This is a genomic window from Sporofaciens sp. St.21A7, assembly GCF_059728535.1.
The window spans coordinates 90,474-114,050 of the sequence record NZ_BAAGFN010000002.1; the positions used below are offsets into that span (position 1 = coordinate 90,474).

Consider the following 23,577-nt stretch of genomic DNA (forward strand, 5'->3'; position numbering starts at 1 on the left):
CTGGTTGTAAGAAGAGAGAAGTTACTGTAAAATGGATAACAAAAGGGAGGTGGATATATGGAGAACCATATGTATCGGGGGAATATCGGACCGGGAAGCCGGGTAAAAATCATTTTAAAGAAGGATCAGAAATCAGGTAAGCTGACAGAGGGGTACGTGGACAGGATACTTACTAACCGGCCGGTTCATACCAGAGGTATCAAGGTCATGTTAAAGGATGGGCAGGTAGGCAGGGGATCAATGGATCTGAATGTAATCTATATTATGGTTGGATCAAAAATAAAAACCGGCGATATGCTGTACCAAAGCGATAATAAAAAAGAGTCATGGGAAATCTTTCAGCGGGATTATAGGTTGGGAGAGGTAGAATTAGATCAGTTAAAATACGGTTTTGTAGATATATACGAAGAATATAGTGTATCGAGCCGGGAATTTTCTGAAGAGTTTTTCGAATCAGAGATTGTTCAGAAGACATTGATGGAATAGTAGTACACCCGCTAATCCGATACTGTTTATGCAGTATTCGGATTAGCGGGTTATTTTTTGCTTGTATTTATATTTATTGGTGTCCAACACCAAAATAACGGGAAACAGCTTTGCTTCGCATATTGTTGAAAGCAATCATGGCTTTTGCCTGACGGACAGCTTGCACGACCTCGTCAAAGCAGTCCGTAGGGATATTGATCATTAAGGCAGCCGGTTTTCCATTGTTGGTAATGACCACTTCTCCGTCTGCGGAAAGATTATCCCATAGGTTTTTGGTTTCGGTTCTTAAATCGCATACAGAATAGAAATTCATAAATAGCACCTCCTTGCACCCATAGAATAACACCAGATGGGTATGAAACGTATATGGAATTATGGTAGAACCTACAATTTCTGCGGACTGTTCAGCATGAATGGGCAGTCAATGGGCAAGGAAAGACCTTACCCTCTGGCTGCCGTTCAATGGAAAAATCCTTACTTAGTTTGGATTCTGATTATGAGTAGAGCTGTTTGCATAAGGGAACACCGGGGGCTGCAGTTTAAATTGGAAAGTCTCTCTGGCCACGATGCCGAGAGTGCTGTCGCTGTCGTATAGCTTCAGCAGGAACTCCGCCATCTGCCGGCTTGTGTGGTAAGTGCCAAACGCTTTGTCATAATCGTAGGCATCCACGTTGTTGGCCTTTTTCCCGAACTCCGTTTTTGTTGCCGCAGGAGCCAGAACTTTGGCCCGCATTTTTGCTCCTGTTTCAATCAGCTCCCAAGCTAGCCCTTCGGTAAACGTACTGACATAGAATTTTGTCGCACAATAGGTAACAGCAGTAGGGACAATCGTATATCCTCCCGCCGAAGATATATTGATAAGTTGTGTTCCGGGAACGTCCTTATAGTCACGAACGAACAGCGAAGACAAGATAGTGAGAGCCTCAACATTCAGCCGGAGCATGGTGTCAATCTTCCCCAAGTCCTGCTGTGCCACGCTGTCGTAGTTTCCAAAGCCTGCGTTGTTGACCCAGGTTTCCAGTTGGAAGTCCTTTAAATCGGAATAAAACTGATATACATTCTCCCGCACAGACAGGTCAACAGTCCTGATTACGACATCCAGTGTGGGGTGCCGCTCTGTGACTTCACGCTTTAGGGCTTCAAGATTTTCTGTGCGGCGGGCGGCGACAATCAGATTCCTCCCCCGATTCGCAAAGGCTTTTGCGGTTTCCCTTCCGATCCCGGAACTGGCCCCGGTAACAACCGTGTATTTTTTTGTTGGCTTCATTTGCAATCCCTCCATTCATCAAGTATAATAAGAGCATACAATGTAGAGTAAACTCTACGTCAAGAGGATGGAGGGAGTTTTTTGGACTATTCCATTGGAGAATTTTCAAAGGCCACGGGGCTGGGGATACATACCCTGCGCTACTATGAGCATGAAAACCTGATTATCCCGTTACGGAACTCCAGCAACCGCCGCCGCTATTCGGAAAAAGATATTGCCTGGATTGCTTTTATTAAGCGTCTAAAAGCAACGGGGATGCCAATTAAGGAAATCAAAAAATATGCGGCGTTACGGGCCAAAGGGGATGTTACTCTTTCCGAACGTATGGAAATGCTGATGCAGCACCGCCAATCCCTGGATGAGCGGATCAGGCAACTGCAGGAACATGAGGCCATGTTGGACGAAAAAATCGCTTTTTACCGGCAGGAGATTGAGTGTCGCCGGGAGGGTGAGCCTTAAATCTGCAGCAGCCTTTCTATGTTACCGCCCAAAGCCAGTTCTGTGACAGAAAGGGATGGACTGACAAATTCAATAAGCTGTCTGCATAACTGCGGCTCCCCAAACGGCGCATCAGAACCAAACAGACATTTTTCCGGTACTTCCGTCAGGGCCGTTTTGACTGACAACGGTGTAAAAGCTGCGGACAAGTCCAAGTATGCCTGTCCATGCTCCTTTGCAAAGGCGATTACATCCATCCAGTTTGAGCCGCCCATGTGTCCGAAGATAACCGGCACAGCAGGGTGTTTCCGGCACAGTTCCATGAGGGCTTTTATGCCGTTTGGCGTAACCGGGTTAAAGGTATGTACCCAAATGGGAAGAGTTTGATAATCTTCCAAAACCTTAAATATAGGTTCTAACTGCTCAATCTGCGTTTCAGAACCTGGGGTAAATTCGCCAATGCCTTTGAAAGAGTTCCCAATGATATGTTGGGATACCCACTCTGCTGTTGCCTGTTCGGAAATCCCCAGCGGAATCGGGCCAAAACCGTAGAACCGATCTGGCGCAGTCCGTATAGCCTGATTCAGCTCCAGAATGGTGTCTTTCATTTTTGATATTCGCGTTTCGGGAGAATAGCTGCCGGACAGGAGTTGGTACAGCACTTGCATTTCTGCGCCGATTGCATCCAAAGTCGCAGTTGCGGCCCTCTCAACATGAGGGGTCGTTGTAAACAAGATTGCTTTGTCCACTCCGGCATCATCCATTTTCTTAATCTGCATGGATGTGGGGAGCATAACGTGTTGGTGACTGTCTACAATCATGGTATCCATTCCTTTCTTTGCTCTTATATGACAAGATCAAGCATATCACAGGCAGGAAGGGTGAACAAGTACGCACTTTTTTGATATGTAGTGTCTTTTTTGATAGTGCATTATGGAGGAAAATTTATGGCAAAATCAATCGCTGTTACGGAACAATGCCCAATGGAGATCGGTCTCAATGTGTTAAGCGGGAAGTGGAAACTGAAAATTTTGTGGCAGATTTCCAAAGGAGCGGTGCGGTTCAACGAATTGCAGCGGCGTCTAGGCAAGATCACCACCAAGACCCTGACGCAGCAGCTTCGTGAACTGGAAGATCAGAAAATCATTCAGAGAACAGAAAACCCACCAAAAGTAGAATATGCTTTGACAGAACTTGGTGAAAGTATTTGTCCCGTTTTGAAGTCGCTGTGCGATTGGGGAACAAATTATCAAGTTGCTATTTCAAAAAATCTTTTTAGCGAATGAGACAAGACCTGGTATCGTTGCCCTCTACTCTTTGAACATCCATTGAACGATGGGGCTGATAACAGAAATAGGAAGCAGTTTAGAGAAATACACCAGCAGTTTGTTATATAAACCAGCAGTTGTTGATCGCCTTCCTTTCATCAGACTTTTATAGCCGATGGACGCAACATCTTCTGGCTGCATTACAAAGAGCTTGAAAAGCAGTGTGTTCTCAATATTTGCCTTGCTTGCAAAAAGGGTCTTTGTTGCACCAGGGCACAAACAAGTAACAGTAACACCAGTTCCTTTAAGTTCTTGATAAAGCCCATTTGAAAAAGAGAGGACATAGGCTTTTGTGGCAGCATATACCGTATCGCATGGACAGGGCATATATGCTCCCGTAGAACCCACATTCAAGATTCGTCCATACCCACGCTCTATCATTCCGGGCAAAAACAGCTTTGTTAAAGCTGTCAAAACTTTAATATGTACTTGTATCATGTCAAGTTCTTCGGAGAGCCGCGTGTCAGTAAAATATCCTGTTTCATTAAACCCAGCATTATTGATAAGAACATCAACAGACAATCCAAGTTCTCTGGCCTTGTTCGCAATTAACTCGGTTGCCCCATTCTCTGCCAAATCGCAGGAAATACATTCAACCGAAACTTGATAGCGTGATTGTAGTTCTGCCTGCTGCCGCTGGAGTTTTGCCTTACTTCTTGATACAAGAACGAGATTATTTCTTTCTCTTGCAAATTTTTCAGCAAAAGCGGCTCCAATCCCGCTTGTAGTACCTGTAATCAAAACAGTGTCCACTTCACCTTCTCCTTTGCGTTGGAATAAACTCACATCTGGATGTATCTCCGATGTGCAAAATTTATTGATGTGCCCGAATATATTCAGCCTTAACTTTATCAATCGTTTTCCCGCCAATACCAAAATTCTTATCAGGCACTTCTTTGATCGTGGTAACAAAAAACTCCTGCGGTACTTTCATAATTTCGGAAGATACTTCCGTCAACCGCTTTATCAGTTCCTCTTTTTGGGCGTCTGATAAATTCCCGCTTTCAACCGTGATATAGGGCATATTATCTCTCCTTTTCATTTCGTGTTGTTGCATTTATGTCAGAAACAGAATTTGTGTTATACATGGCCTCCATGATTAAACATTTTCCATTCCTCAGCATACGTTATGTCTTGGTGCAGCGGCTCTTTCAAAATCTTTTCGTAAAAGGCTAATTTACTTTGTGTCAAAGTCAATGCCTTTTGTAAATTGGCTATTTGCCCCATGATATTTTCTATATGTTCTTGAACCATCTCATAGCGCTGTTCAAGCGTTTTTCCACCTTGTATCAACAAAGAAACATATTCCTTGATAGAGTGGATTGGAATATTAGCCATGCGCATACATTGGATCATTCGAATCCATTCAATATCTTCATCTGTGTATTGCCTATACTTTTGGTCATTTCTTTTTACTGGCGGCAATAAACTTTCTTTCTCGTAATATCTTAACGCTGCGGTAGAAAGGCCAGTGATCTTAGCAGCTTCTTTTGCTGAGTACATTTCAAATCCTCCATTCATTTTGTAGAATAAACTATGAAGCGCACTTCAAAGCAAGAGGAATCATACCATAAAACAAAAATTTTTTGAACTTTCTTAAAAACAGTACCAGGATGGGTATTGCATGATGAGCATAGTAATATTATTATGTACAAAAAGGAGGAGATGATTAAATTGGGACAATATGATGCTGTGGGAGGATGCTGTTAAATGAATCAGTATAAGATTATGCTTGTTGATGATGAGCCGGCTATATTGGATTTGTTGGAAAGGGCTTTAAACATAGAGGGGTTTTACAATATCACGAAAATTGACAATGGGCTTTCTGCTGTAACCACATGCAGGGAAATGGAGCCGGATGTGATGGTTTTAGATGTCATGCTGCCGGATATAGACGGGTATGAAGTGTGTAAACAGATCCGGGAGTTTTCCCACTGCCCTGTTTTGTTCCTTTCTTCAAAAAATGATGAACTGGATAAAATACTTGGACTGGCTGTCGGAGGCGATGATTACGTTACAAAACCGTTCAGTCCGAAAGAGATAGCATACAGGGTAAAAGCACAGTTACGCCGCGCAGAATACAGGCAAGCTCCAATCCGGGATTTTTCTGTTAAAATCGGCGAACTGATGATAGACACTGACGGCTGCAGGGTTGTGAAGAATGGAAAAGAAATCGGGCTGACTGCGCGGGAATTTGAGATTTTGCGGTATCTGGCGGAGAACCTGGGACGAGTGATCAGCCGGGAGCGCTTGTATGAAACGATCTGGGGCGAGGATAGCTTTGGATGTGATAATACGATGATGGTGCATATCCGTCATCTTCGAGAAAAATTAGAGGAAAACCCTGCGGCGCCCAAATATATTATCACGATGAAAGGATTAGGCTATAAACTGGTGAATCCATATGAAAAATAAAAAGAATCCATTTTTACGAATCTTCATTTTCGTGGCAGTATTACTTCTCATCGCTGCCGCTGCCGCAATCGGCATGTTTTATTATTTTTTCGGAATCACTGAGCCGGAGGGCTTAAGCCTTGCTTCATGGCCGAATCGGTTTACGGATAATTTTTCCATATGGATGGGGAACGATAACGGCGAGATCAAGATAGAAGAAATAGGGCTTGAACGGCTGGATGAATATGGGCTGTGGCTTCAGGTCATTGATGAGACAGGGCAGGAAGTTTTCTCCCGCAACAAGCCCGAGAATTACCCGGCAAGATACTCTGCGTCTGAACTGATTTCACTTTCCGGGGGTGCTTATGAGCAGGGATATACAGTTTTTGTGAGCAGTTATGAAAGTCTTGAAGGAACATGGAGTTATTTGATCGGGTTTCCTTATGCCATAGGAAAACATATGCTTTATTACAACGGGGAGCATGTCGGACGGCTTTCGTTTTTGTTCCTCATGGGAATCTCCTTTATCTTGTGCTTCGTTCTTCTGTTCATGGTTTGGTATGGCTTCTGGCTTACCAGGCATCTTGGCAGGATCGCAAAAGGTATCGGGGATATTTCCCTGCGTTCCTATGTTCCGCTGACCGAAAAAGGAGTGTTTGGCGAAGTCTACGGGGCGATCAATCAGATGGATATAGAGCTCCGCAAGAGTGATAAGGTCCAGGAGGATACGGAACGGCTCCGCAGAGAATGGATTGTAAATATTACCCACGATCTAAAGACGCCGCTCTCACCCATTAAAGGCTATGCGGAGCTGCTTATGGGAACCCCTACCCCTGATAAGAAAGCAGTACGGGAATATGGCGGGATTATTTTAAAAAGTGCCAATCACACAGAGAAAATGATGAATGACCTGAAGCTGACCTATCAGCTAGATTCAGGTGCAGTTCCATATCATCCGCAGACGGTACGCCTTGTCCGCTTCTTAAAAGAGCTGGTCATTGATATTGTAAATGACCCTGCTTTTGCAAACCGCAGGATTGGGTTTGAAAGCAATATACAGGAATGCCAGGTCAGTCTTGATATCGGCTTGTTCCGCCGTGCGGTGAATAACCTTATCATTAATGCTTTGACGCATAACCCGCCGGAAACAGAAGTGACGATTCGTATAGATTCCGATTCAGAGAAGAATGTGTTGATCTGTATTTCTGATAACGGGACAGGCATGAGTGATAAGGAGCAGTCGAAGCTTTTCAATCGGTATTACAGAGGGACAAACACGAAGGAGAAACCAGAAGGGAGCGGTCTCGGACTTGCGATTGCAAAGCAGATTATCACACTCCATGGCGGCAATATTGATGTCAGGAGCAGATTAGGTGAAGGAACATGTTTTACGATTATTCTTTCTTTGGGAAATCCATAACTTAAGAGAGATAAATTAAGGTTAACTTAAGATACAGAAAAGCACTGCCTAAGATAGATGATTTATGCTAAGAGCTAAGTCATCTATTTTTTATGCAGTAATGCATCCGCAGGAAACTTAGCCAGGCATGCATATCAGGCAGATACTGTCTTTGGCAAACCACTAGGAGGAAGATGGCTATGAAAATGAATAGGAGGTTTTATATGGAATTACAGTTACAGGATTTAAGAAAACAGTACGGTGAGAAATGTGCCGTCAACAATGTGAGCGCTAATTTAGCGCCGGGGATATATGGGCTGCTTGGCGCAAACGGCGCAGGCAAGACGACGCTCATGCGGATGATATGCGGCGTTTTGAAACCAACTTCGGGTAGTATCTGCCTGAATGGAAAGACGGTGGAACAGTTAGGCGAGCAGTATTATACCCATTTGGGATATATGCCGCAGGATTTTGGCTTTTATCCGGATTTCACCGCCCGCGAATTTATGCTGTATATGGCGGCAGTGAAGGGCCTTGATAAAAAACTGGCAAAAAAACGGACAGAAAATCTGCTTCATATGGTCAATCTCTCTGATGTGGCGGATAAGAAGATCAAGTCCTACTCCGGCGGCATGAAGCAGCGTCTGGGGATTGCGCAGGCAGAACTGAACAGCCCGGCTATTCTGATACTGGATGAGCCTACGGCAGGGCTTGACCCAAAAGAAAGAGTACGTTTCCGCAATCTGATCTCTGATTTTGCAAAAGAAAAGATCGTGATTCTGTCCACACATATTGTTTCGGATGTTTCTTATATTGCGGATACCATATTGATGATGAAGGAGGGGCATTTTCTTCTGCAGGAGCCGATGAGTACGGTTACAGACAGTATCAGGGGCAAGGTATGGGAGCTTTTGGTTGATGAAAGGACGGCGGCAGAATACAGCAGGAAATTTTCTGTTGTGAATCTTCACCATGAAAACAATATGGTAAGGTTACGCATGATAGAGGAAACGGCGCCGGGGGAAGATGCACAGGCTGTGGAGCCGAGCCTGGAAGATTTATTTCTGTATCATTTTGGGGAAGAAGCTGAACAACAGGAGGAAAGGTAATATGTTGGTAAAATATGAGTTTTTGAAAATATTGCGTAAAAAATCTACGTTAATCGTGATGGCGGTCAGTCTGGTTTTGACAGGATTCCTTTTCGGGTTGCCCATGATACAGTTCCAGATCTACAATCAGGACGGCGTGATAAAAGGGGCAAAGGGGATCGCGTATGAAAAGGAGCAGTTTGCAGATTTATCTGTCCCTTTATCCGAAGAATATGTTGCCGAAACAATCCGGGAAGTGCAGGGGTTGTTTGAAGATCCGGATAATGTCGGAACGGACGGAAACGAGCAATTCTTAGTCGGCGACGCCTATTGGAACGGAGTTGCGCCAAGGGAAAAACTGCTGAACCTGATTGCCGATACTTACAGCAGCCCAAATGACAGTTGGGGCTACAATCATCTTCCTGAGGTGGAGGTAAAAGAGGAAAACCCCTTTTACCAGGCGATGAAAGGGAAGATACAGACCCTGCTCGACAGTCCGTCCCGGGCATTGACCGATGAGCAAAAAGAGTATTGGGGAGGTATGGCTGACAAGGTAGGTATACCGCTGCAGTATGGATATCATGGGGGATGGGAGATCATTATAAGCAGCTTTGAGCTTCTGATGTTTGCATTGCTGGCCATCTGCGTTGTGATTGCCCCTGTCTTTTCCGGCGAATACCAGGCGGGAACGGATGCGGTGATCTTGTCTGCAAAGTATGGGAAGACAAAGCTGACGACAGCAAAGATCGCAGCATCGCTTTTATTTGGAACGGCGGCATTTATCCTCCATGTTGTTGTGGCGTGCGGCCTGCCGCTTGCAGCGTTTGGGACAGATGGATGGAATCTGCCGCTTCAGATTGCAAATACCACAATCCCTTACCCATACACATTTTTACAGGCGGCGTTAATAAATATTGGCGTTATTTACCTGGTACTGCTTGCAATGATCGGGGTGACGCTTCTTTTGTCCGCAAAGATGAAAAGCCCGTATGCTGTGCTGATTATTCTTGTCCCGCTCCTGTTCATCCCTATGTTCTTAACGCCTAACGGAACCACAGGGGCATATAATCTGCTGCTATTTTTACTGCCCTACCGTTCGACAATGCCGGAATTTGGCAAATATATTTCGTATCAATTCGGCGGTATGGTTTTTGATGTACTCACCGTAAGGGCAGTACTCTATACTGTTTTAACTGTAATTATGTTGTCGTTAGCAAGGTTGGGATTTAAGAAACATCAGGTTGCGTAAGGAGGTAATGTATGAGAAAGAAAAAAAGAATGGTTATAGGCATTATGATAATTTTGGCGGCCATTGTCGTTGGCGTAACGGTGGTCAGCCAGTCCCCCAGATGGTCTGAAAAATCATTTAAGGCCATTGTCCAGGAAACTGTCACACAGCCGGATGGAGAGATTCGGCTGGTGATCGAACGGACAACAGAAGTCTACGGTAGTCCGGTCAATTCACTTGGCATTAGCGAAGATACAAAACTGCTTGGTAAAGATGGGGAAGAACTGTCAATTGATGATTTTCAACAAGGGAATGCAGTTACAGTAAAACTCAAGGATGCATTTACAGAAGAAACACCCTATTATTACCCGACCGTATATGAGATAAAAAAGATGGAATAGGGTTCATTGTTTATTTGTTGTGATTTGTGTAGTATAATCATCTTTAATCGCTGGCAGGGGATATTGGGGAAAGGGAGCAAAAATGGCCTACAAGATATTGATTATTGATGATGATACCGAACTTCTCAGGATGCTGAAGAAATATTTTGAGATAAAAAAGTATGAGATTATTACGGCAGAAAATGGAACAGAAGGGTTAAACAAGATAAAGCTTAAGCCGGATATCATACTTCTGGATGTAAATATGCCGGACATTGACGGGATAGAGGTATGCCGGATGATACGGGATAAAGTAACCTGCCCTGTTTTGTTCCTGACTGCACGGGTGGAAGAGCAGGACGTTGTGAACGGGCTTTCTTCGGGAGGCGACGACTATATTTTAAAGCCCTTTAGTCTGAAGGAACTTGACGCAAGGATTACGGCGCACCTGAAACGGGAGGTGCGCCGCAGAGAAAAGACAGAATGCTGCTTTTCGGGTGAATTAGCGATTGATTATAAGGCAAAGACCGTGCAGATCCATGCGGAATATCTGGAGCTTACAAAACTGGAATACGAAATCATTGAGTTCCTGGCCATGAATCCGGGAATGGTCTTTGATAAGGACAGGATCTATGAGAAGGTCTGCGGATATGACGCGGAGGGCGACAGCAGGGTGATTACAGAACTGATCCGCAGAATCCGAAAGAAATTCCGGCAATATACAGAAACGGAGTACATTGAAACCGTATGGGGGATGGGATACCGATGGACAAAATAAGAAATCTTTCCGTGAGAAAAACGATTCTTTTGTATATGGCGGCTGCTTTACTTGGAAGTTTTATCCTCTCGGCAGTCATTGTCAGGATTGCAGGACAGACGCAGAGGCAGGTCTGGTGGAAGTATGTGGATGAAGACGCATATTTTGAAGCTGTGGAAAAAGAAGGCCCTGATTATGTGGCGGATATTCCAAGGCCGGGCGCTTATGAGATGACACGGTCCGATTATTTTGTATCAGAGCTTTGTGATTTCTTACAGACGTATACGGTGCTGATCCTGTCCATGGCGGGAAGCTGCGGGGCGGTGTTCCTCTTTTACCGGAACAAGCTGAAAATGCCGATGGAAGAACTGGCGCAGGCTTCGCAGAAGATTGCCGGAAATCACCTGGACTTTCATATTGCCTATGAGAATCAGGATGAGATGGGCGTACTCTGTAAGGAGTTTGAGCGGATGCGGGAGGCGCTTGCCAGGAATAATCAGATCTTATGGAGAACGATTGAGGAGGAAAAGATGTTAAGGGCGGCTATCGCCCATGATATACGCGCTCCGCTGTCCGTTTTGAAAGGGTATCAGGAAATGTTGACGGAGTACCTACCGGGTGAAGATATCGATCTGGGACAGGCGATGGAGATGCTGTCAGAGAGCGGGCGCCAGATCGAGCGAATGGACGTGTTTGTAGAGACCATGCGGAAAATGAGCAGCCTGGAAAACCGGGAGCTGGTTCCGGGGGATATTTCTGCCGGGCAGTTGGAGAAAGATATCTGCTCAGAGCTTGCCATTCTGAAAAAGGAGTATGGGAAACAATGTCTGCTTAAAGTGCCGGAATCAGGGGAAGTATTCTGCGGAGATAAGGAAATAATCCTGGAGGTTACGGAAAATCTGCTGTCAAATGCCTTCCGCTATGGGAAACAACAGATTGTGATCCTGGTAAAGACAGGATATTCTGAATTAAGCATTTGTGTTAGGGACGACGGCGGGGGCTTCCGGGAAGACGCGGAGAAAATTACGGAAGCATTCTACGGGCAGAATGTGAAGGACAGCTTAAAGCACGCGGGAATGGGCATGTATATCAGCAGGCTGTATTGTGAAAAGCATGGGGGAAGACTGGTTTTGGGAAATGATGAACAGGGAGGGGCTGTGGTGACAGCGATATTCCGTCGGATTGCGTAAGTGATCCGGCTTTTTTTCTTTTTATTGTCTTTCTGTTGATATTTCGCTTCTACAATAGAGCTATCAAGAATAAGGAGGCGGAATTATGTGGTCGATTTTGAAAAGAGAGGTAAGAAATTACATGAAAAATCCTCTGTTCTGGATTGGTATTGCAGTCGGTGTCTGGATGATATTCCAGGATACAGGCCCCTATCTGGATATCCATTATCTTAAGGAAGGGGAAACCATTGTGAATGACTATCCGGAAATGCATCGGGATGGGGATGTTTTTGACGGATATGTGCCGACAGAGAAGGAGCCACGGCGGAAAATGTGGGAGGAACGGATACGGGAAATCCTGGTTTCCGAATTTGAGATGGAGGATGCCAAGGCGCAGTCTGTGATTGACGAAATGAAAGGAATGGATATTGCAGAAGCGAGCAGACATCTGGAAGAATACGGTTTCTACGATGCACATTACGAGTATGTGAATACGGCCTATCACAAAGGAACCCGTGAAGAGATCAATGCTTTTATTGAAGGGAAATTGAAAAATAAGACATTTTCCTACTATTTTTCCAGAAAGTTTGCCGATTTTGCAGGGTTGTTCATGGGATTTTTTGCAACTGTTTTATTATCCATGCTATTTATGCAGGATACGAGGAGGAATACCTATGAGCTTCTCCATACAAAGCCTGTCAGCGCAGGAAAATACCTATCCGGGAAAGTGGGCGGCGGTTTCACGGTCTGTCTGATTATACTGGCAATTCTGAATCTGATATTCTTTGGTTTATGCCTTGTATCAGCGGGGGACAGCGGATTCACGGTGCGCCTGTCAGACTTTCTATTAGCAACCTGCCTATATATCCTGCCGAATATGCTGATGATTGTAAGTGTCTACAGTCTGGTTTCACTGTTATGTAAAAGTCCGCTGCCTGCGGTGCCGCTTTTGCTTCTCTACATCGTGTATTCCAATATGGGAAGCCGGAATGCGGAGGGCATTTATGGATATGACGGCAGACCGTTAGCGATTATGGTGCGGTTTCCGGGAGGGTTTTTTGATACGTCTCCGCCGCCGATGGCACTTTTGAATCAGAGTTCTCTCATTTTGGCGGCTGTCTGCATCATTTTTCTCGCGGTGCAGATATGGAAAAGGAGGCGGGTCTATTGATACAGGATATGAAAATCTCCCTGACCGTTCAGAAACAGGCATATGCTATATTTTTTGTTGTAATCTTAAGCCTTGTGAGAGGGGTGACTGATTCGGATGAAGTAGGGATTGCGTTAGAGGCGCCGATGGCGGCGCTTGCCCTGACCTTCTGTGCAGATACCTATACCCAGGAAATTATCAGCAGACGGTCAGAAATCTGGCGGTTATGTCCAATGAAAAGGAGAGTTTGCGCTATTTACAGAAGGATGGCGATACAGGAAGTATTTCTGCTGTTTGTTGCAGCCGCCGGATATGGATTGTTTTTTCTGTTCCAGAATCCACGAACGGACAGAATGGGAACAGAAGGACCGGCAGGTGAGATAGGCCGGTTTCTCATCTATGTTGCGGCTGTCGCTGTTACTCTTGGATTCTGGGGGCTTTTATCGAATCTGCTTTCCTGCCTGTTCCGGAATATGTGGGTGGGGATCGGCGGCTGCCTGATACTGTGGCTGATTACGAATTCCAGTTTTGGCGACAAATATCTCGGAGTATGGAATCTGTTTTCCTATACATTCAGGGAGTTGGAAGACGGCGGCGATTTTCGCTGGATATATGGGAAAATGGTTTGTATTTGTATTGGAATCCTGGCAGCGGCGGCATTGCCTGGAATCATGAAGCGGCAAGACAGGTGATTATAGCCATAAATGTATTGTAAAGAAAAGAGGTTAGGATTATGGGAATTAAGATAGAGGATTTAACAGTCACATTTAAGAATAAGGTAACAGCGATCAATCATGCAAATTTGGAAATCCCCGAAGGTATCTTTGGGCTGTTGGGGGAAAACGGGGCAGGAAAAACAACGCTGATGCGGGTGCTTACGACGGTGTTATCGCCGACTGGCGGAACGGTAACGTTAGATGGTATGCTCTACAGTGAAGGGAATTATGAAAAAATACAGAAGAAGATCGGATATCTGCCCCAGGAGATTGACCTGTACCCGAGCCTGACCGTACAGGAATGCCTGGAATACATGGGAGACCTTTCCGGCATACCCAAAGAGACATGTAGGAAGCGCATCCAGTATTACCTTGAAAAAACAAGCCTGTCCGGGCATCGCAGAAAGAAGATGAAACAGTTATCAGGCGGCATGAAACGGAGGGTAGGTCTGATTCAGGCGCTTTTGCATGAGCCGGAATTTCTGATTGTCGATGAACCCACAACAGGCTTGGACCCGGAGGAGCGTATCCGTATCCGGAATCTTCTGGTTGATTTTTCGGAAGGACGTACGGTTTTATTTTCCACCCATGTGGTGGAAGACCTGACAGCGACCTGCAATCAGCTTGCAGTTATGAAAAAAGGGGAATTTCTTTATTTAGGAAATATGAGGGAACTGCTTAATCAGGCAAAGGGGCATGTCTGGATCTGCAAAACAAAAGATGAAGGGGAAGCGCGGGAACTGGAAAGAAGATATCATGTTTCATCAAAACAGTATGTGGGAGATGAATTGCACGTGAGATTGATAAGCGCCGCACCGCCCCGGACGAAATGCAGCCCCTGTGAGGCAACGCTTGAGGATGCTTATATTTATATCGCAAATAAGGAACCGTAATTGTAATAAGAATATGCGTATTGCGAAATGTGCATAATAATGTTATTATTATGTACAAAGGAGGTGCGTTTAAATGCCAGTAATTAAACCAATTACGGAACTTAGAGATACAAACGCGATATCTGAAATTTGTCATAAGCAGCAGCAGCCGGTGTTTATTACAAAAAATGGGTATGGAGATTTGGTGGTCATGAGCATAGAAGCTTATGATGAATTGATTAACATGAACAGAATTGACAAATCAATTCTGGAGGCGGAGCAGGAGGTGTCAAAAGGGGCAGAACTGTTAGATGCAAGAGAGGCCCTAAGTGAATTGAGGAGGAAACATTTTGGATAAATATACTGTTAAGATGTTTCCGCAGGCTTATCGTGATATAGACAAAATCTATGAACAGACACTTCTTAATGATAATTACGGTGACAATGCATTAAGGCTGGCACAACGGCTTGAAGATGCGATTTTTAGCTTAGAAGAGCAGCCTTATCGTGGAGCGGAACGTAAATATGGGTTCTATGCCCATAAAGGATATCGTCAGTTATTTGTTTCTGGTTACATTATTATCTATGAAGTATTGGATGCAGAAAAAATAGTTGCTGTGCTCACAGTTAAATATAGCGGAAGTGAATTTTAACCTTTCGCTATATTTTTTTTTATGGGAATTTCGATCTGGACAACAGCGTCTTCTGTCCGGCTGATGACATTTTCATTGATAATGACTTCATAGGAGAAACCGGACAAAACAAATCCATTTTCGCCGGAAAACTCAAAGATTTTCTGATAGCAGGCGATGGCGTTTGCGGGAGACTCCTGATAGAACGCTCTTAGATATCTTCCGGCGGGCTGTATATGCAGCCCCTTTTTCTTTATGGGAAATGGGATCTCGATAAATAGCCTGGAGTAATCTTCATAATTTCCCTGGCGAAGGCTTTCTGCGGCGATCATGGTTCCATAAGAGGCATCATGCAGCCGGCGAAGCTGATACTTTTTTGTTTCCTCAATGATCATTTCCACTTGTTTGTCAAATGGAGTGTCTTTGTCAATATCTACCGTGACCAGGCAGCGTTCTTTTTTCTCAATCAGGCTGATCTCGGATAAATCCATGGTCTTAAGTGTCTGCATACAAGATCGCTGCAGATCAGTGTCCTGACGGTACAGAAAGCGTATGACATCCTGCAGGAGGATGGTTTTATTGAGACAACAGCCGGGAAGGGGTGTTATGTATCTGTACAAAATCAGGATTTCTATTTAGAAGAGCAGCAGAAAAAGATAGAGGGGTGTTTTGGCGACGCGATAGAAATCGCCCGCATGAGTGGAATATCACTTGATCAATTAATCAGTTTATTAACGTTATTATATGAGGAGGATTAGCGATGACAAATGCTTTCGTTGTATCAGGGCTTACCAAATCTTATCAGGATTTTGTTTTGGATCATGTTTCATTCACTGTTCCCGGCGGCTCCATCGTCGGGCTGATCGGGGAAAACGGTGCAGGAAAAAGTACGACGATCAATGCCGCTTTAGGGCTGGTGGGGAAAGAAGACGGTATGGTTTCCATTTTAGGGAAAGAAGAGCTGGATGGGGATGTCAAGGAACAGATCGGCGTTGTGTTTGATGGCAGCAATTATCCGGAAATCCTTTCGCCGCGGAAACTAAACCGGGTCATGAAGAACATTTACAGGACATGGGACGAACGGATATATTTCGGACTGCTGAAACAGTTTTCCCTTCCGTACGATAAGCCGATCAAGCAGTTTTCAAAAGGAATGAAGATGAAGCTGGCAATCTCTGCCGCATTTTCCCATCATTCCAGACTGTTGATTTTGGACGAGGCAACCAGCGGATTAGATCCGGTTGTCCGGGACGATATTCTGGATATGCTGCTGGATTTCGTGCAGGACGAGGAACATTCCATCCTGGTATCTTCCCATATCACCAGCGATCTGGAGAAGATTGCCGATTATATCGTATTTATCCATGAAGGGAAAGTGTTTTTTGAGAAGCCCAAAGACGAACTGACCGAGCGGTATGGCATCATCAAGTGCGGCGCGGCGCAGTTTGACGCGTTGGATAAATCCGATATCATCTCGTACCGTAAAATGGACTATGAATGGCAGATTCTGGTTTCAGACCGGGAGAGGGCGCAGAAAAAATATCCAAAAGCCCTGGTTGTCCCGGCAACCATTGATGAAATTATGCTGCTTTACGTAAAGGGGGAGAAGTGATGAAAGGTGTTTTAGTGAAGGATCTTTATATTGCAAAGAGCAATATTCTTGTAACCTTTGTCAGCCTGGTTGTTTTGGGCTTTGGGCTGTCATTCCTGCTGGAAACCAGCGCGCTTCTGGTTCTGGCGCCGGTGGCTTCCACAACGGCAGCCTTTATCAGTATTACCAGCGATGCAGCCTCCAAATGGAATAAAAATGTCATCACCATGCCGGTATCGAGAGGGCAGATTATCGGCGAGAAGTTTTTGTTTTTTATCTTGCTTGCCGCACTGGGATTGGTTACGGCGCTGGTTCCGTGTGTCGTTCTTGCCTGTTTTGGCATGGATGTAACTCTTTATTCCCTATGCCTGTACGGCTCTATCGGGATAAGCGCATGCCTGCTTGCGGGCGGCATCAGCCTGCCGTGTGCGTATTTATTTGACCCGGAAAAATCGCAGATTGTCTTCATGATGTCTTTCATGGCGTCTACAGGGATCATTGCGGGGCTTGTTCTTCTCATAAACCTTGTTTTTCCGGTGAAAGAGAATATCCTTCTGGCGTTTGATATTGTGCTTGGCATTTCGGTGATCTGGTTTTTTATCTCGTACAGGATTGCTGTAAAGATATATCAGAAACGGGATATTGCCTGATGGATATTTGACTTTGAATCATGAATGTGATATATTTGTCTCTTTCCTATTGACACAAGGAAAATAAAGTGATATATTTGTCTTGTAAAGAGATAAATATATCACAATAATAGGAGGAGTACTATGAAAACGAACAAGATGAAGATTTGGATTGGCTGTGGGATTTTTTGTGTCTTGAGTTTGTTTCTATCGACATGGTATGCGGTTACATTCAATGATTCCCGCCTGGTAGTTCCCATGGATTTTAAAGATTATGTATTTCGCGCAAAAGATCTGCCGATGATTCTTTCTATTTCTCTCATTTGCATTTATGTAATCTCTCTGTTTGTCATGCTTTTTGTCTATGCGGGTGAAAAGCAGAGACAGGTGGAAGAAACAGGCGTCACGCGCAAGGTCAATCCAAAGTGGGGCTGGTTAGGAGTACTGGGGTTTTTGGGTTTTGCTGGTTTCTTTACATACTCTGCGGATGGCTCTGTCTTTCCATTTGCCTTTTTCCTTTTCTTTGGCTTCTTTGGTTTTTATTATGAGGGAAGGATGTCAGGAACATTTATGGATGAGCGCTTCCGCGAGAATATGGTTCGCGCTAGGCTGAAAGCATATAGAATTTCGTTTTCTATCATGCATGTTGCACTGATCATTCTCTGTCAGGGAAAACTTTTTGGAAGTCTTGAATATACTCTGATTGCTACAATTATCACCCTTTCCGTTGCGTTAGCTCTGGGGATTTTCCTCTCTGAATATTTGCTGTACCGGTATGACCATGACGACCTGGCAGATGAAAGTGAGGAATAAGATATGGCAGAATTTGAATGCAGATTAAAAAAATACCGGCAAATGAAAGACCTGACGCAAGGGCAGCTGGCGGAAAAAGTAGGCGTGCGCCGGGAAACCATCATGCGCCTGGAAAAAGCGCAGTATAACCCGTCTTTGAAGCTGGCGGTTGATATTTCCAGGGTTGTAGAAGCTCCGATTGAAGAAATTTTTATTTTTGAATAAAAATCTGTCCGCTGTAACATTTCGCGGACATTTTTTTGTTAAAATATAATGAATGGCAAAATAATGTCGTAAAGGAGAATGGACATGAAGAAAATTTTACTGGTAGAGGACGACGCCCTTTTAAATAAAACGCTGACTTATAACCTGATTTCGGAGGGTTACGATACGGTATCGGCTCTGAATGCAGATACAGCTACCGAAGCTTTAGCCCGGACGGAATTTGACCTGGTGCTTCTGGACATCAACCTGCCGGACGGTAATGGCTATGACCTGTGCAGGCTCATAAAGCCGGAGAATCCGGACACGCTGGTGATTTTTCTGACTGCCAATGACCAGGAGAGCGACCAGATACGGGGGTATAAAGCCGGGGCGGTAGATTATATCACCAAGCCCTTTTCCATTGAGGTGCTGCTTCGGAAGATACGGGCAATGTTCGCCATGCTGGAACACCGGGGACTTACAAAGGATTTTTATGATGATGGCAGGCTGTTCCTGGATTTTTCAGAACAATCCGCTGCACTTAATGGAAAGTCCCTTATTCTTTCCCCCATGGAGTATAAAATGCTGTATCTGTTCTGCAAGAATCCGAAACAGATTCTGACAAGGCAGCGGCTTTTGGAAAGGCTGTGGGATGCAGAGGAAAATTATGTGGACGAACACACCCTGACAACCTCCATCAGCCGGATCCGGGGCAAGATTGAGGCAGAGGGCGACACGTATATTAAGACGATTTACGGGATGGGATATCAGTGGATGGGAGGCGAGAGAAAATGAATCTGGGGCGGATCTCGGTAAAAGGGACATTTCTTTTGATCTGCGGCGGTATGGTAGCTTCCATGCTGGCTGTCTGTGCAGTTCTCTTTGCCATGACAGGCGAAGTCTGGGTGCTGACAGCCGGTATCCTGCTGACAGTCTGTGCCATCATCTGGCAGTTCCTTCTGATGCAGTTTTTTGGAAAACGGCTTTCTGTATTTACAAGAGAGCTGTGCCAAGTGATGGATCGGATGATAAGCGGGAGCGAAGAGCCTGTGCGTGTGACAGACAGTGAAACACTCTTTGCCCGTATCAGCTACCGTCTGTCGCGGCTTTTTGGTATCATGCAGGAGAACCGGCGGAAGGTAGATATGGAACGCCAGGAGCTGCAGATGCTGGTGTCAGACATTTCCCATCAAGTGAAGACACCGGTAAGCAACCTGAAGATGGTGACGGACACGCTGCTTACCAGGCCGGTTCCAGAAGAAGCGCGGCGGGAGTTCCTGCAGGGCATCCGCAGCCAGACAGACAAGCTGGAATTTCTCTTTCAGGCACTTGTGAAGACTTCACGGCTGGAAACCGGGGCAATCCGGTTAGAAAAGAAAGAGACTCTGCTGATCGATACGCTGGCGGTTGCCTGCAGCGGTGTTGTATATGAAGCGGAGAAAAAGGACATTTCCGTGACGGTGGACTGTCCGGATGGCCTTCGCCTTTCCCATGACAGCAAGTGGACGGCGGAGGCTTTATTCAATCTGCTGGATAACGCGGTAAAATATACTCCGAGGGGAGGGGCAATCCGAATTTCAGCGGAACAATGGGAAATGTATGTGAAGCTTAATGTATCCGATACCGGTAAAGGTATCCCGGAGAGTAATCAGGCGTCTATCTTCCGGCGTTTCTACCGGGAGGAGGAAGTGCACGAAGAACAAGGGGTAGGCATCGGCCTTTATCTGGCACGTGAGATTGTCACAAAGCAGGGCGGTTACATGAAAGTAACTTCGGAAGTCGGCAGGGGATCGACGTTTTCGGTTTTTCTTCCCAGCAGAGCATAGAAATTTTTTTGTCGCTGTAACATTTCGCGGACATTTGGGTTTTACAATGTCCTTATCAACAGGAAAAGTAGTAAGGAGGTGGCCGGCTATGACATGGCCTTTTGATAATGACACCAGCGCTATTATTAAAAAATTAGCGTCTGCTCAATTAAAGAAAGAGCGTTTGAAGAAAATTTTTACGATTATTGCAATTTCATTAGCAACATTTTTGATGGCATCCGTATTGCTTCTGGTTTCTGGAATTATTACAGTGAACCAAAATGGAGGCAATAACATAACAGGGTCTTATCATGCTCTTATTTCCGGCATAGAAAAAGAACAATATCAAGAATTGTCTGATGATGTGCGAGTGGATTTATGCGGATTCACAGCTTCTATTGGCAGTGTTAAATCTGGAAATGATCGTCTTAATATTTCATATTCCAACAATGATGCACTTACATTAAATGGGCTGTCTGTTGACCAGGGGAAAATGCCAGAGAAAGAGAATGAAATACTGATTGAACAAGAGTATTTAATTCGACAGAAGATAAATGCAAAAATTGGAGATACCATTCTATTGCCAGATCCAAACAACGCCCAGGAAAAATCCTTTATTATAACAGGATACTTGAAAACAGGGGCGAAAGGCACTGACCGTTCATTATATGGGGCTATGGTTTCTGAAGAATACTTTTTAGAAATGGATGGATGGAATCACTTTTCACCGGCAGTAATGCTTCGTGTAAATTTAGATGCAAAGACGAACTCTGGGGATGTAAAAAACTTAATATCAGAGATAACGGCTGATGCAGGCTGTAAAGCGGCTCCTTCTTATAATGAAGCGTATTTGAATCTTAGCCAGCCTTCGGTACCGATGGTTCTGGCGGCTGTTGCCGGGCTGGTTGTTATCGTAATCGCTGGTATTTTGGTAATATACAACATTTTCTATATTTCCATTATCAATTCAATTAAAGAATATGGACAGCTTCGCACAATAGGGATGACAGCAAAACAGATTCAAAGACTTGTTCTTAGGGAGGGAACTTTGCTGATGTTACCTGCAATACCTATTGGACTAATTGCGGGAATTGTAGTGGCTTATATTTTAATTCCACATGGATTTGGGCTATGGAATGTACTATGGATATGCCCAATTGTTGTTGTGTTAACCTATGCCACTGTACGCCTGTCCATCAAAAAACCTGCTAAAATAGCAGCGACCGTTTCACCCATAGAGGCTTCACGCTATGAACAAAATAAGTTGCCTAAATGTAAACATAGGCAGCACAAACTAACGCCGGGGTCTTTGGCAGTAAATCAAGTTTTGCGTTATAAGAAAAAGAATATACTGACAGTCGCCTCTCTTGTCTTGACTGGCGTTCTGCTGTCAGGTTTATCCTCTGTCCTTTCTTCTATCAATGCAAAAGATATGTCTTTATCTGGATTTGCAAGAGGACAGTTCGTTTTAAAAATCTCAAATCAGGAGCTAATGGAAAATCCTTTAGAGATTTTGCAGGAATCAAGTCCTTTTACGGAGAAAGTAGAAAAAGAACTCTCGCAATTATCAGGTGTGCAAAAGATTATGAATGATCAGCATCTCCCAGTCTCCTATGATCTGCAGGCTCTGGAATCAGATGCTGAAATTGTAGGATTTGAGAAAGCAGATATGACTTTGCTGCAAAGCTGTCTCTTAAATGGAAAAATATCAGATTATGAGCAAATGGCATCTAAGAATCAGATGGTGATTGGCAGGCCGGGTGACTTTGAGAAGTATTTTGGTATTCATCCAGAGGCTGGCTTGTCTGTAACGCTGAAGATTTTTGATGGGCAGCATACGGAGAACCTGGAATTTGAGATTGCGGCAGTTCTTGACGAAAGTAAGATTGGAAATAATGGCGATAAAATAGATATGCTGTTATTGCCGGTTGATTCCATGCAAAAAATCGCACACAACAATTTAACATATCAGTATGTGATTCGTGTAGAGGATTCTTTTGGACAGCAGGCAGAAAATGAAATAGACCAAATTGTATCAGATAACCCGCGGCTGAGTGTGGATTCACTTTCTGCTGCGATTGCCCAGAATGAAAACTTCCTGCAGGGAACACAGTTAGCCCTTGCAATAGCCATTGTTTTAATTGGTTGTTTTTCTGTGATGAATTTGTTAAATACAATTTTGACGGGAATTATCGTAAGGCGCAAGGAATTTTCTCTCATGCGTTCAGTGGGAATGTCTCAAAAACAATTATCCGTGATGGTTCATAAAGAGGGATTGATCGTAGTCGGCATGGGACTTGTATTATCTGTGATAATTGGTGGAGGAATTGGATATGTTCTTTGCTCATTTTTGAAAAACAACCTAATGAGCTATTTGAATTATCAATTTCCATTGTGTATTACAATCTTGTATTGTGCGATTGTTATTTTATGTAGTGTGCTGATTACAACAGGCGCCTTAAAGCAGCAAAGCAAGTTATCAATGATGGAAGCTCTGCGATAAGTGTATTTTTTTGCTGCTGTAACATTTCGCGGACATTTGAGTTTTACAATGTCCTTATTAACAGGAAAAGGAGTATTTGATTATGAATGTATTACAAACAATCGACCTGAAAAAGTATTATGGCAGCGAGCCCAATATCACCCGCGCCCTGGACGGCGTCAGCCTGTCTGTGAAACAGGGGGAGTTTGTGGCGGTGGTAGGGACTTCCGGAAGCGGCAAATCCACCCTGCTCCATATGATGGGCGGGCTGGATACGCCTACCTCCGGAAGCGTCATTGTCCGCGGGGACGAGCTGGCGGAAAAGAATGATGAGGAGCTGACCATCTTCCGCCGCCGCAATATCGGCTTTATCTTCCAGAACTATAACCTTGTCCCAATCCTGAATGTCTATGAAAATATTGTCCTGCCTGTGGAGCTGGACGGCGATACGGCAGATGAGAAATTCATGGATGAGATTGTGGAGATGCTTGCATTGGAAGATAAGCTTAATAATATGCCGAACAATCTCTCTGGTGGGCAGCAGCAGCGTGTCGCTATCGCACGTGCCCTGATTACCAAACCAGCTATCATTTTAGCTGACGAGCCCACGGGCAACCTTGATTCCAGGACCAGCGCCGATGTGCTGGGGCTTTTGAAACGCACCAGCATGGAGTTTAACCAGACGATTGTGATGATCACCCACAACAACGAGATTGCCCAGCTTGCCGACCGCATAGTCCGAATTGAGGATGGCAGGATTGTTGGAGGAG

Annotated in this window: 30 protein-coding genes and 1 pseudogene; 24 read left to right on the forward strand and 7 right to left on the reverse strand. The window is 44.6% G+C overall.

What is annotated here, in order from left to right:
* The first annotated feature begins 57 nt into the window (after positions 1-57).
* Positions 58-486, forward strand: a complete 429-nt coding sequence (locus AC6I3O_RS26890; protein WP_497853803.1) for a YwbE family protein — start codon at positions 58-60, stop codon at positions 484-486.
* 73 nt (positions 487-559) lie between these two features.
* On the opposite strand, the gene AC6I3O_RS26895 is transcribed toward AC6I3O_RS26890, so the two are convergent.
* Positions 560-799 carry a hypothetical protein gene (locus AC6I3O_RS26895; protein WP_016222310.1) on the reverse strand — a complete coding sequence of 80 codons (240 nt, stop codon included), beginning with the start codon at positions 797-799 and terminating at the stop codon, positions 560-562.
* Positions 800-964: 165 nt separating this feature from the next.
* The gene (locus AC6I3O_RS26900) at positions 965-1,753 is read right to left on the reverse strand and encodes an SDR family NAD(P)-dependent oxidoreductase (protein WP_016222309.1); all 789 of its coding nucleotides are present in this window, start codon (positions 1,751-1,753) and stop codon (positions 965-967) included.
* Positions 1,754-1,834: 81 nt separating this feature from the next.
* Here AC6I3O_RS26900 and AC6I3O_RS26905 point away from each other — a divergent pair, with 81 nt between their 5' ends.
* Positions 1,835-2,212, forward strand: a complete 378-nt coding sequence (locus AC6I3O_RS26905) for a MerR family transcriptional regulator (protein WP_016220987.1) — start codon at positions 1,835-1,837, stop codon at positions 2,210-2,212.
* Here the strand turns inward: AC6I3O_RS26905 and AC6I3O_RS26910 are convergent.
* Entirely contained in the window at positions 2,209-3,012 is an 804-nt protein-coding gene (locus AC6I3O_RS26910) for an amidohydrolase family protein (RefSeq protein WP_497853807.1), read from the reverse strand. The genes AC6I3O_RS26905 and AC6I3O_RS26910 overlap by 4 nt on opposite strands.
* A 126-nt stretch (positions 3,013-3,138) precedes the next feature.
* Here AC6I3O_RS26910 and AC6I3O_RS26915 point away from each other — a divergent pair, with 126 nt between their 5' ends.
* A complete protein-coding gene (locus AC6I3O_RS26915; RefSeq protein ID WP_497853810.1) occupies positions 3,139-3,477 on the forward strand; it encodes a winged helix-turn-helix transcriptional regulator in 339 nt (112 codons plus the stop codon).
* Positions 3,478-3,501: 24 nt separating this feature from the next.
* Here the strand turns inward: AC6I3O_RS26915 and AC6I3O_RS26920 are convergent, their stop codons facing one another.
* The 3 genes from AC6I3O_RS26920 to AC6I3O_RS26930 are packed head-to-tail and all read right to left on the reverse strand — an operon-like array spanning position 3,502 to position 5,022.
* A complete protein-coding gene (locus tag AC6I3O_RS26920) occupies positions 3,502-4,305 on the reverse strand; it encodes an SDR family NAD(P)-dependent oxidoreductase (protein ID WP_497853812.1) in 804 nt (267 codons plus the stop codon).
* A gap of 28 nt (positions 4,306-4,333) precedes the next feature.
* The gene (dmpI, locus tag AC6I3O_RS26925; protein WP_066535663.1) at positions 4,334-4,543 is read right to left on the reverse strand and encodes a 4-oxalocrotonate tautomerase DmpI; all 210 of its coding nucleotides are present in this window, start codon (positions 4,541-4,543) and stop codon (positions 4,334-4,336) included.
* A 56-nt stretch (positions 4,544-4,599) separates the two neighbouring features.
* Complete coding sequence (locus tag AC6I3O_RS26930) at positions 4,600-5,022, reverse strand: MerR family transcriptional regulator (protein WP_497853814.1); 423 nt, start codon at positions 5,020-5,022, stop codon at positions 4,600-4,602.
* Positions 5,023-5,229: 207 nt separating this feature from the next.
* On the opposite strand from AC6I3O_RS26930, the gene AC6I3O_RS26935 reads away from it, so the two are divergent.
* From AC6I3O_RS26935 to AC6I3O_RS26990, 12 genes are all read left to right on the forward strand, one after another.
* Entirely contained in the window at positions 5,230-5,934 is a 705-nt protein-coding gene (locus AC6I3O_RS26935) for a response regulator transcription factor (protein WP_016220983.1), read from the forward strand.
* Complete coding sequence (locus AC6I3O_RS26940; protein WP_497853816.1) at positions 5,924-7,333, forward strand: sensor histidine kinase; 1,410 nt, start codon at positions 5,924-5,926, stop codon at positions 7,331-7,333. The genes AC6I3O_RS26935 and AC6I3O_RS26940 overlap by 11 nt, the downstream gene beginning before the upstream one ends.
* A gap of 203 nt (positions 7,334-7,536) precedes the next feature.
* Positions 7,537-8,421 (forward strand): ABC transporter ATP-binding protein, encoded by an 885-nt coding sequence (locus AC6I3O_RS26945; protein WP_016220981.1) that lies wholly within the window; start codon positions 7,537-7,539, stop codon positions 8,419-8,421.
* 1 nt (position 8,422) lies between these two features.
* Positions 8,423-9,649, forward strand: coding sequence for an ABC transporter permease (locus AC6I3O_RS26950; protein ID WP_497853818.1), 1,227 nt, complete (start codon positions 8,423-8,425; stop codon positions 9,647-9,649).
* Between the two features lie 11 nt (positions 9,650-9,660).
* On the forward strand, positions 9,661-10,029 hold the full coding sequence (locus tag AC6I3O_RS26955; RefSeq protein ID WP_016220979.1) for a hypothetical protein: 369 nt from the start codon (positions 9,661-9,663) through the stop codon (positions 10,027-10,029).
* Between the two features lie 82 nt (positions 10,030-10,111).
* On the forward strand, positions 10,112-10,786 hold the full coding sequence (locus AC6I3O_RS26960) for a response regulator transcription factor (protein WP_300858580.1): 675 nt from the start codon (positions 10,112-10,114) through the stop codon (positions 10,784-10,786).
* Positions 10,774-11,955 (forward strand): HAMP domain-containing sensor histidine kinase, encoded by a 1,182-nt coding sequence (locus AC6I3O_RS26965; RefSeq protein ID WP_286152583.1) that lies wholly within the window; start codon positions 10,774-10,776, stop codon positions 11,953-11,955. The genes AC6I3O_RS26960 and AC6I3O_RS26965 overlap by 13 nt, the downstream gene beginning before the upstream one ends.
* 85 nt (positions 11,956-12,040) lie before the next feature.
* Positions 12,041-13,105 carry an ABC transporter permease subunit gene (locus AC6I3O_RS26970; RefSeq protein WP_286152582.1) on the forward strand — a complete coding sequence of 355 codons (1,065 nt, stop codon included), beginning with the start codon at positions 12,041-12,043 and terminating at the stop codon, positions 13,103-13,105.
* Positions 13,102-13,776: a hypothetical protein gene (locus AC6I3O_RS26975; protein WP_286152581.1), complete on the forward strand. Its 675-nt coding sequence runs from the start codon at positions 13,102-13,104 to the stop codon at positions 13,774-13,776. Before AC6I3O_RS26970 ends, AC6I3O_RS26975 begins: the two co-directional genes overlap by 4 nt.
* A 41-nt stretch (positions 13,777-13,817) precedes the next feature.
* On the forward strand, positions 13,818-14,693 hold the full coding sequence (locus AC6I3O_RS26980; protein WP_286152580.1) for an ABC transporter ATP-binding protein: 876 nt from the start codon (positions 13,818-13,820) through the stop codon (positions 14,691-14,693).
* A gap of 73 nt (positions 14,694-14,766) precedes the next feature.
* Positions 14,767-15,030 carry a type II toxin-antitoxin system prevent-host-death family antitoxin gene (locus tag AC6I3O_RS26985; RefSeq protein ID WP_016220969.1) on the forward strand — a complete coding sequence of 88 codons (264 nt, stop codon included), beginning with the start codon at positions 14,767-14,769 and terminating at the stop codon, positions 15,028-15,030.
* On the forward strand, positions 15,023-15,325 hold the full coding sequence (locus tag AC6I3O_RS26990) for a type II toxin-antitoxin system RelE/ParE family toxin (RefSeq protein WP_497853822.1): 303 nt from the start codon (positions 15,023-15,025) through the stop codon (positions 15,323-15,325). Before AC6I3O_RS26985 ends, AC6I3O_RS26990 begins: the two co-directional genes overlap by 8 nt.
* Here AC6I3O_RS26990 and AC6I3O_RS26995 read toward each other — a convergent pair.
* Positions 15,322-15,813, reverse strand: a complete 492-nt coding sequence (locus AC6I3O_RS26995; RefSeq protein WP_497853825.1) for a hypothetical protein — start codon at positions 15,811-15,813, stop codon at positions 15,322-15,324. The genes AC6I3O_RS26990 and AC6I3O_RS26995 overlap by 4 nt on opposite strands.
* Between AC6I3O_RS26995 and AC6I3O_RS27000 the strand changes: the two genes are divergently transcribed.
* The 9 genes and pseudogenes from AC6I3O_RS27000 to AC6I3O_RS27040 all read left to right on the forward strand — a co-directional run.
* Positions 15,790-16,062, forward strand: a complete 273-nt coding sequence (locus AC6I3O_RS27000) for a GntR family transcriptional regulator (RefSeq protein WP_497854179.1) — start codon at positions 15,790-15,792, stop codon at positions 16,060-16,062. The two genes, AC6I3O_RS26995 and AC6I3O_RS27000, sit on opposite strands and share 24 nt — an antisense overlap.
* A 2-nt stretch (positions 16,063-16,064) precedes the next feature.
* Complete coding sequence (locus tag AC6I3O_RS27005; protein ID WP_497853827.1) at positions 16,065-16,916, forward strand: ABC transporter ATP-binding protein; 852 nt, start codon at positions 16,065-16,067, stop codon at positions 16,914-16,916.
* Positions 16,916-17,545, forward strand: coding sequence for an ABC-2 transporter permease (locus tag AC6I3O_RS27010; protein WP_497853829.1), 630 nt, complete (start codon positions 16,916-16,918; stop codon positions 17,543-17,545). Before AC6I3O_RS27005 ends, AC6I3O_RS27010 begins: the two co-directional genes overlap by 1 nt.
* Before the next feature lie 123 nt (positions 17,546-17,668).
* Positions 17,669-18,337 carry a DUF3796 domain-containing protein gene (locus AC6I3O_RS27015; protein WP_286152577.1) on the forward strand — a complete coding sequence of 223 codons (669 nt, stop codon included), beginning with the start codon at positions 17,669-17,671 and terminating at the stop codon, positions 18,335-18,337.
* A 3-nt stretch (positions 18,338-18,340) separates the two neighbouring features.
* Positions 18,341-18,541, forward strand: a complete 201-nt coding sequence (locus AC6I3O_RS27020; RefSeq protein ID WP_016220965.1) for a helix-turn-helix transcriptional regulator — start codon at positions 18,341-18,343, stop codon at positions 18,539-18,541.
* Between the two features lie 84 nt (positions 18,542-18,625).
* Entirely contained in the window at positions 18,626-19,315 is a 690-nt protein-coding gene (locus AC6I3O_RS27025) for a response regulator transcription factor (protein WP_296442205.1), read from the forward strand.
* Positions 19,312-20,346, forward strand: coding sequence for a sensor histidine kinase (locus AC6I3O_RS27030; RefSeq protein ID WP_497853833.1), 1,035 nt, complete (start codon positions 19,312-19,314; stop codon positions 20,344-20,346). The genes AC6I3O_RS27025 and AC6I3O_RS27030 overlap by 4 nt, the downstream gene beginning before the upstream one ends.
* A gap of 88 nt (positions 20,347-20,434) precedes the next feature.
* Positions 20,435-22,828, forward strand: coding sequence for an ABC transporter permease (locus AC6I3O_RS27035; RefSeq protein WP_497853835.1), 2,394 nt, complete (start codon positions 20,435-20,437; stop codon positions 22,826-22,828).
* 82 nt (positions 22,829-22,910) lie between these two features.
* A pseudogene (locus tag AC6I3O_RS27040) lies at positions 22,911-23,570 on the forward strand (ABC transporter ATP-binding protein); the annotation flags it as partial.
* Between the last annotated feature and the right edge of the window lie 7 nt (positions 23,571-23,577).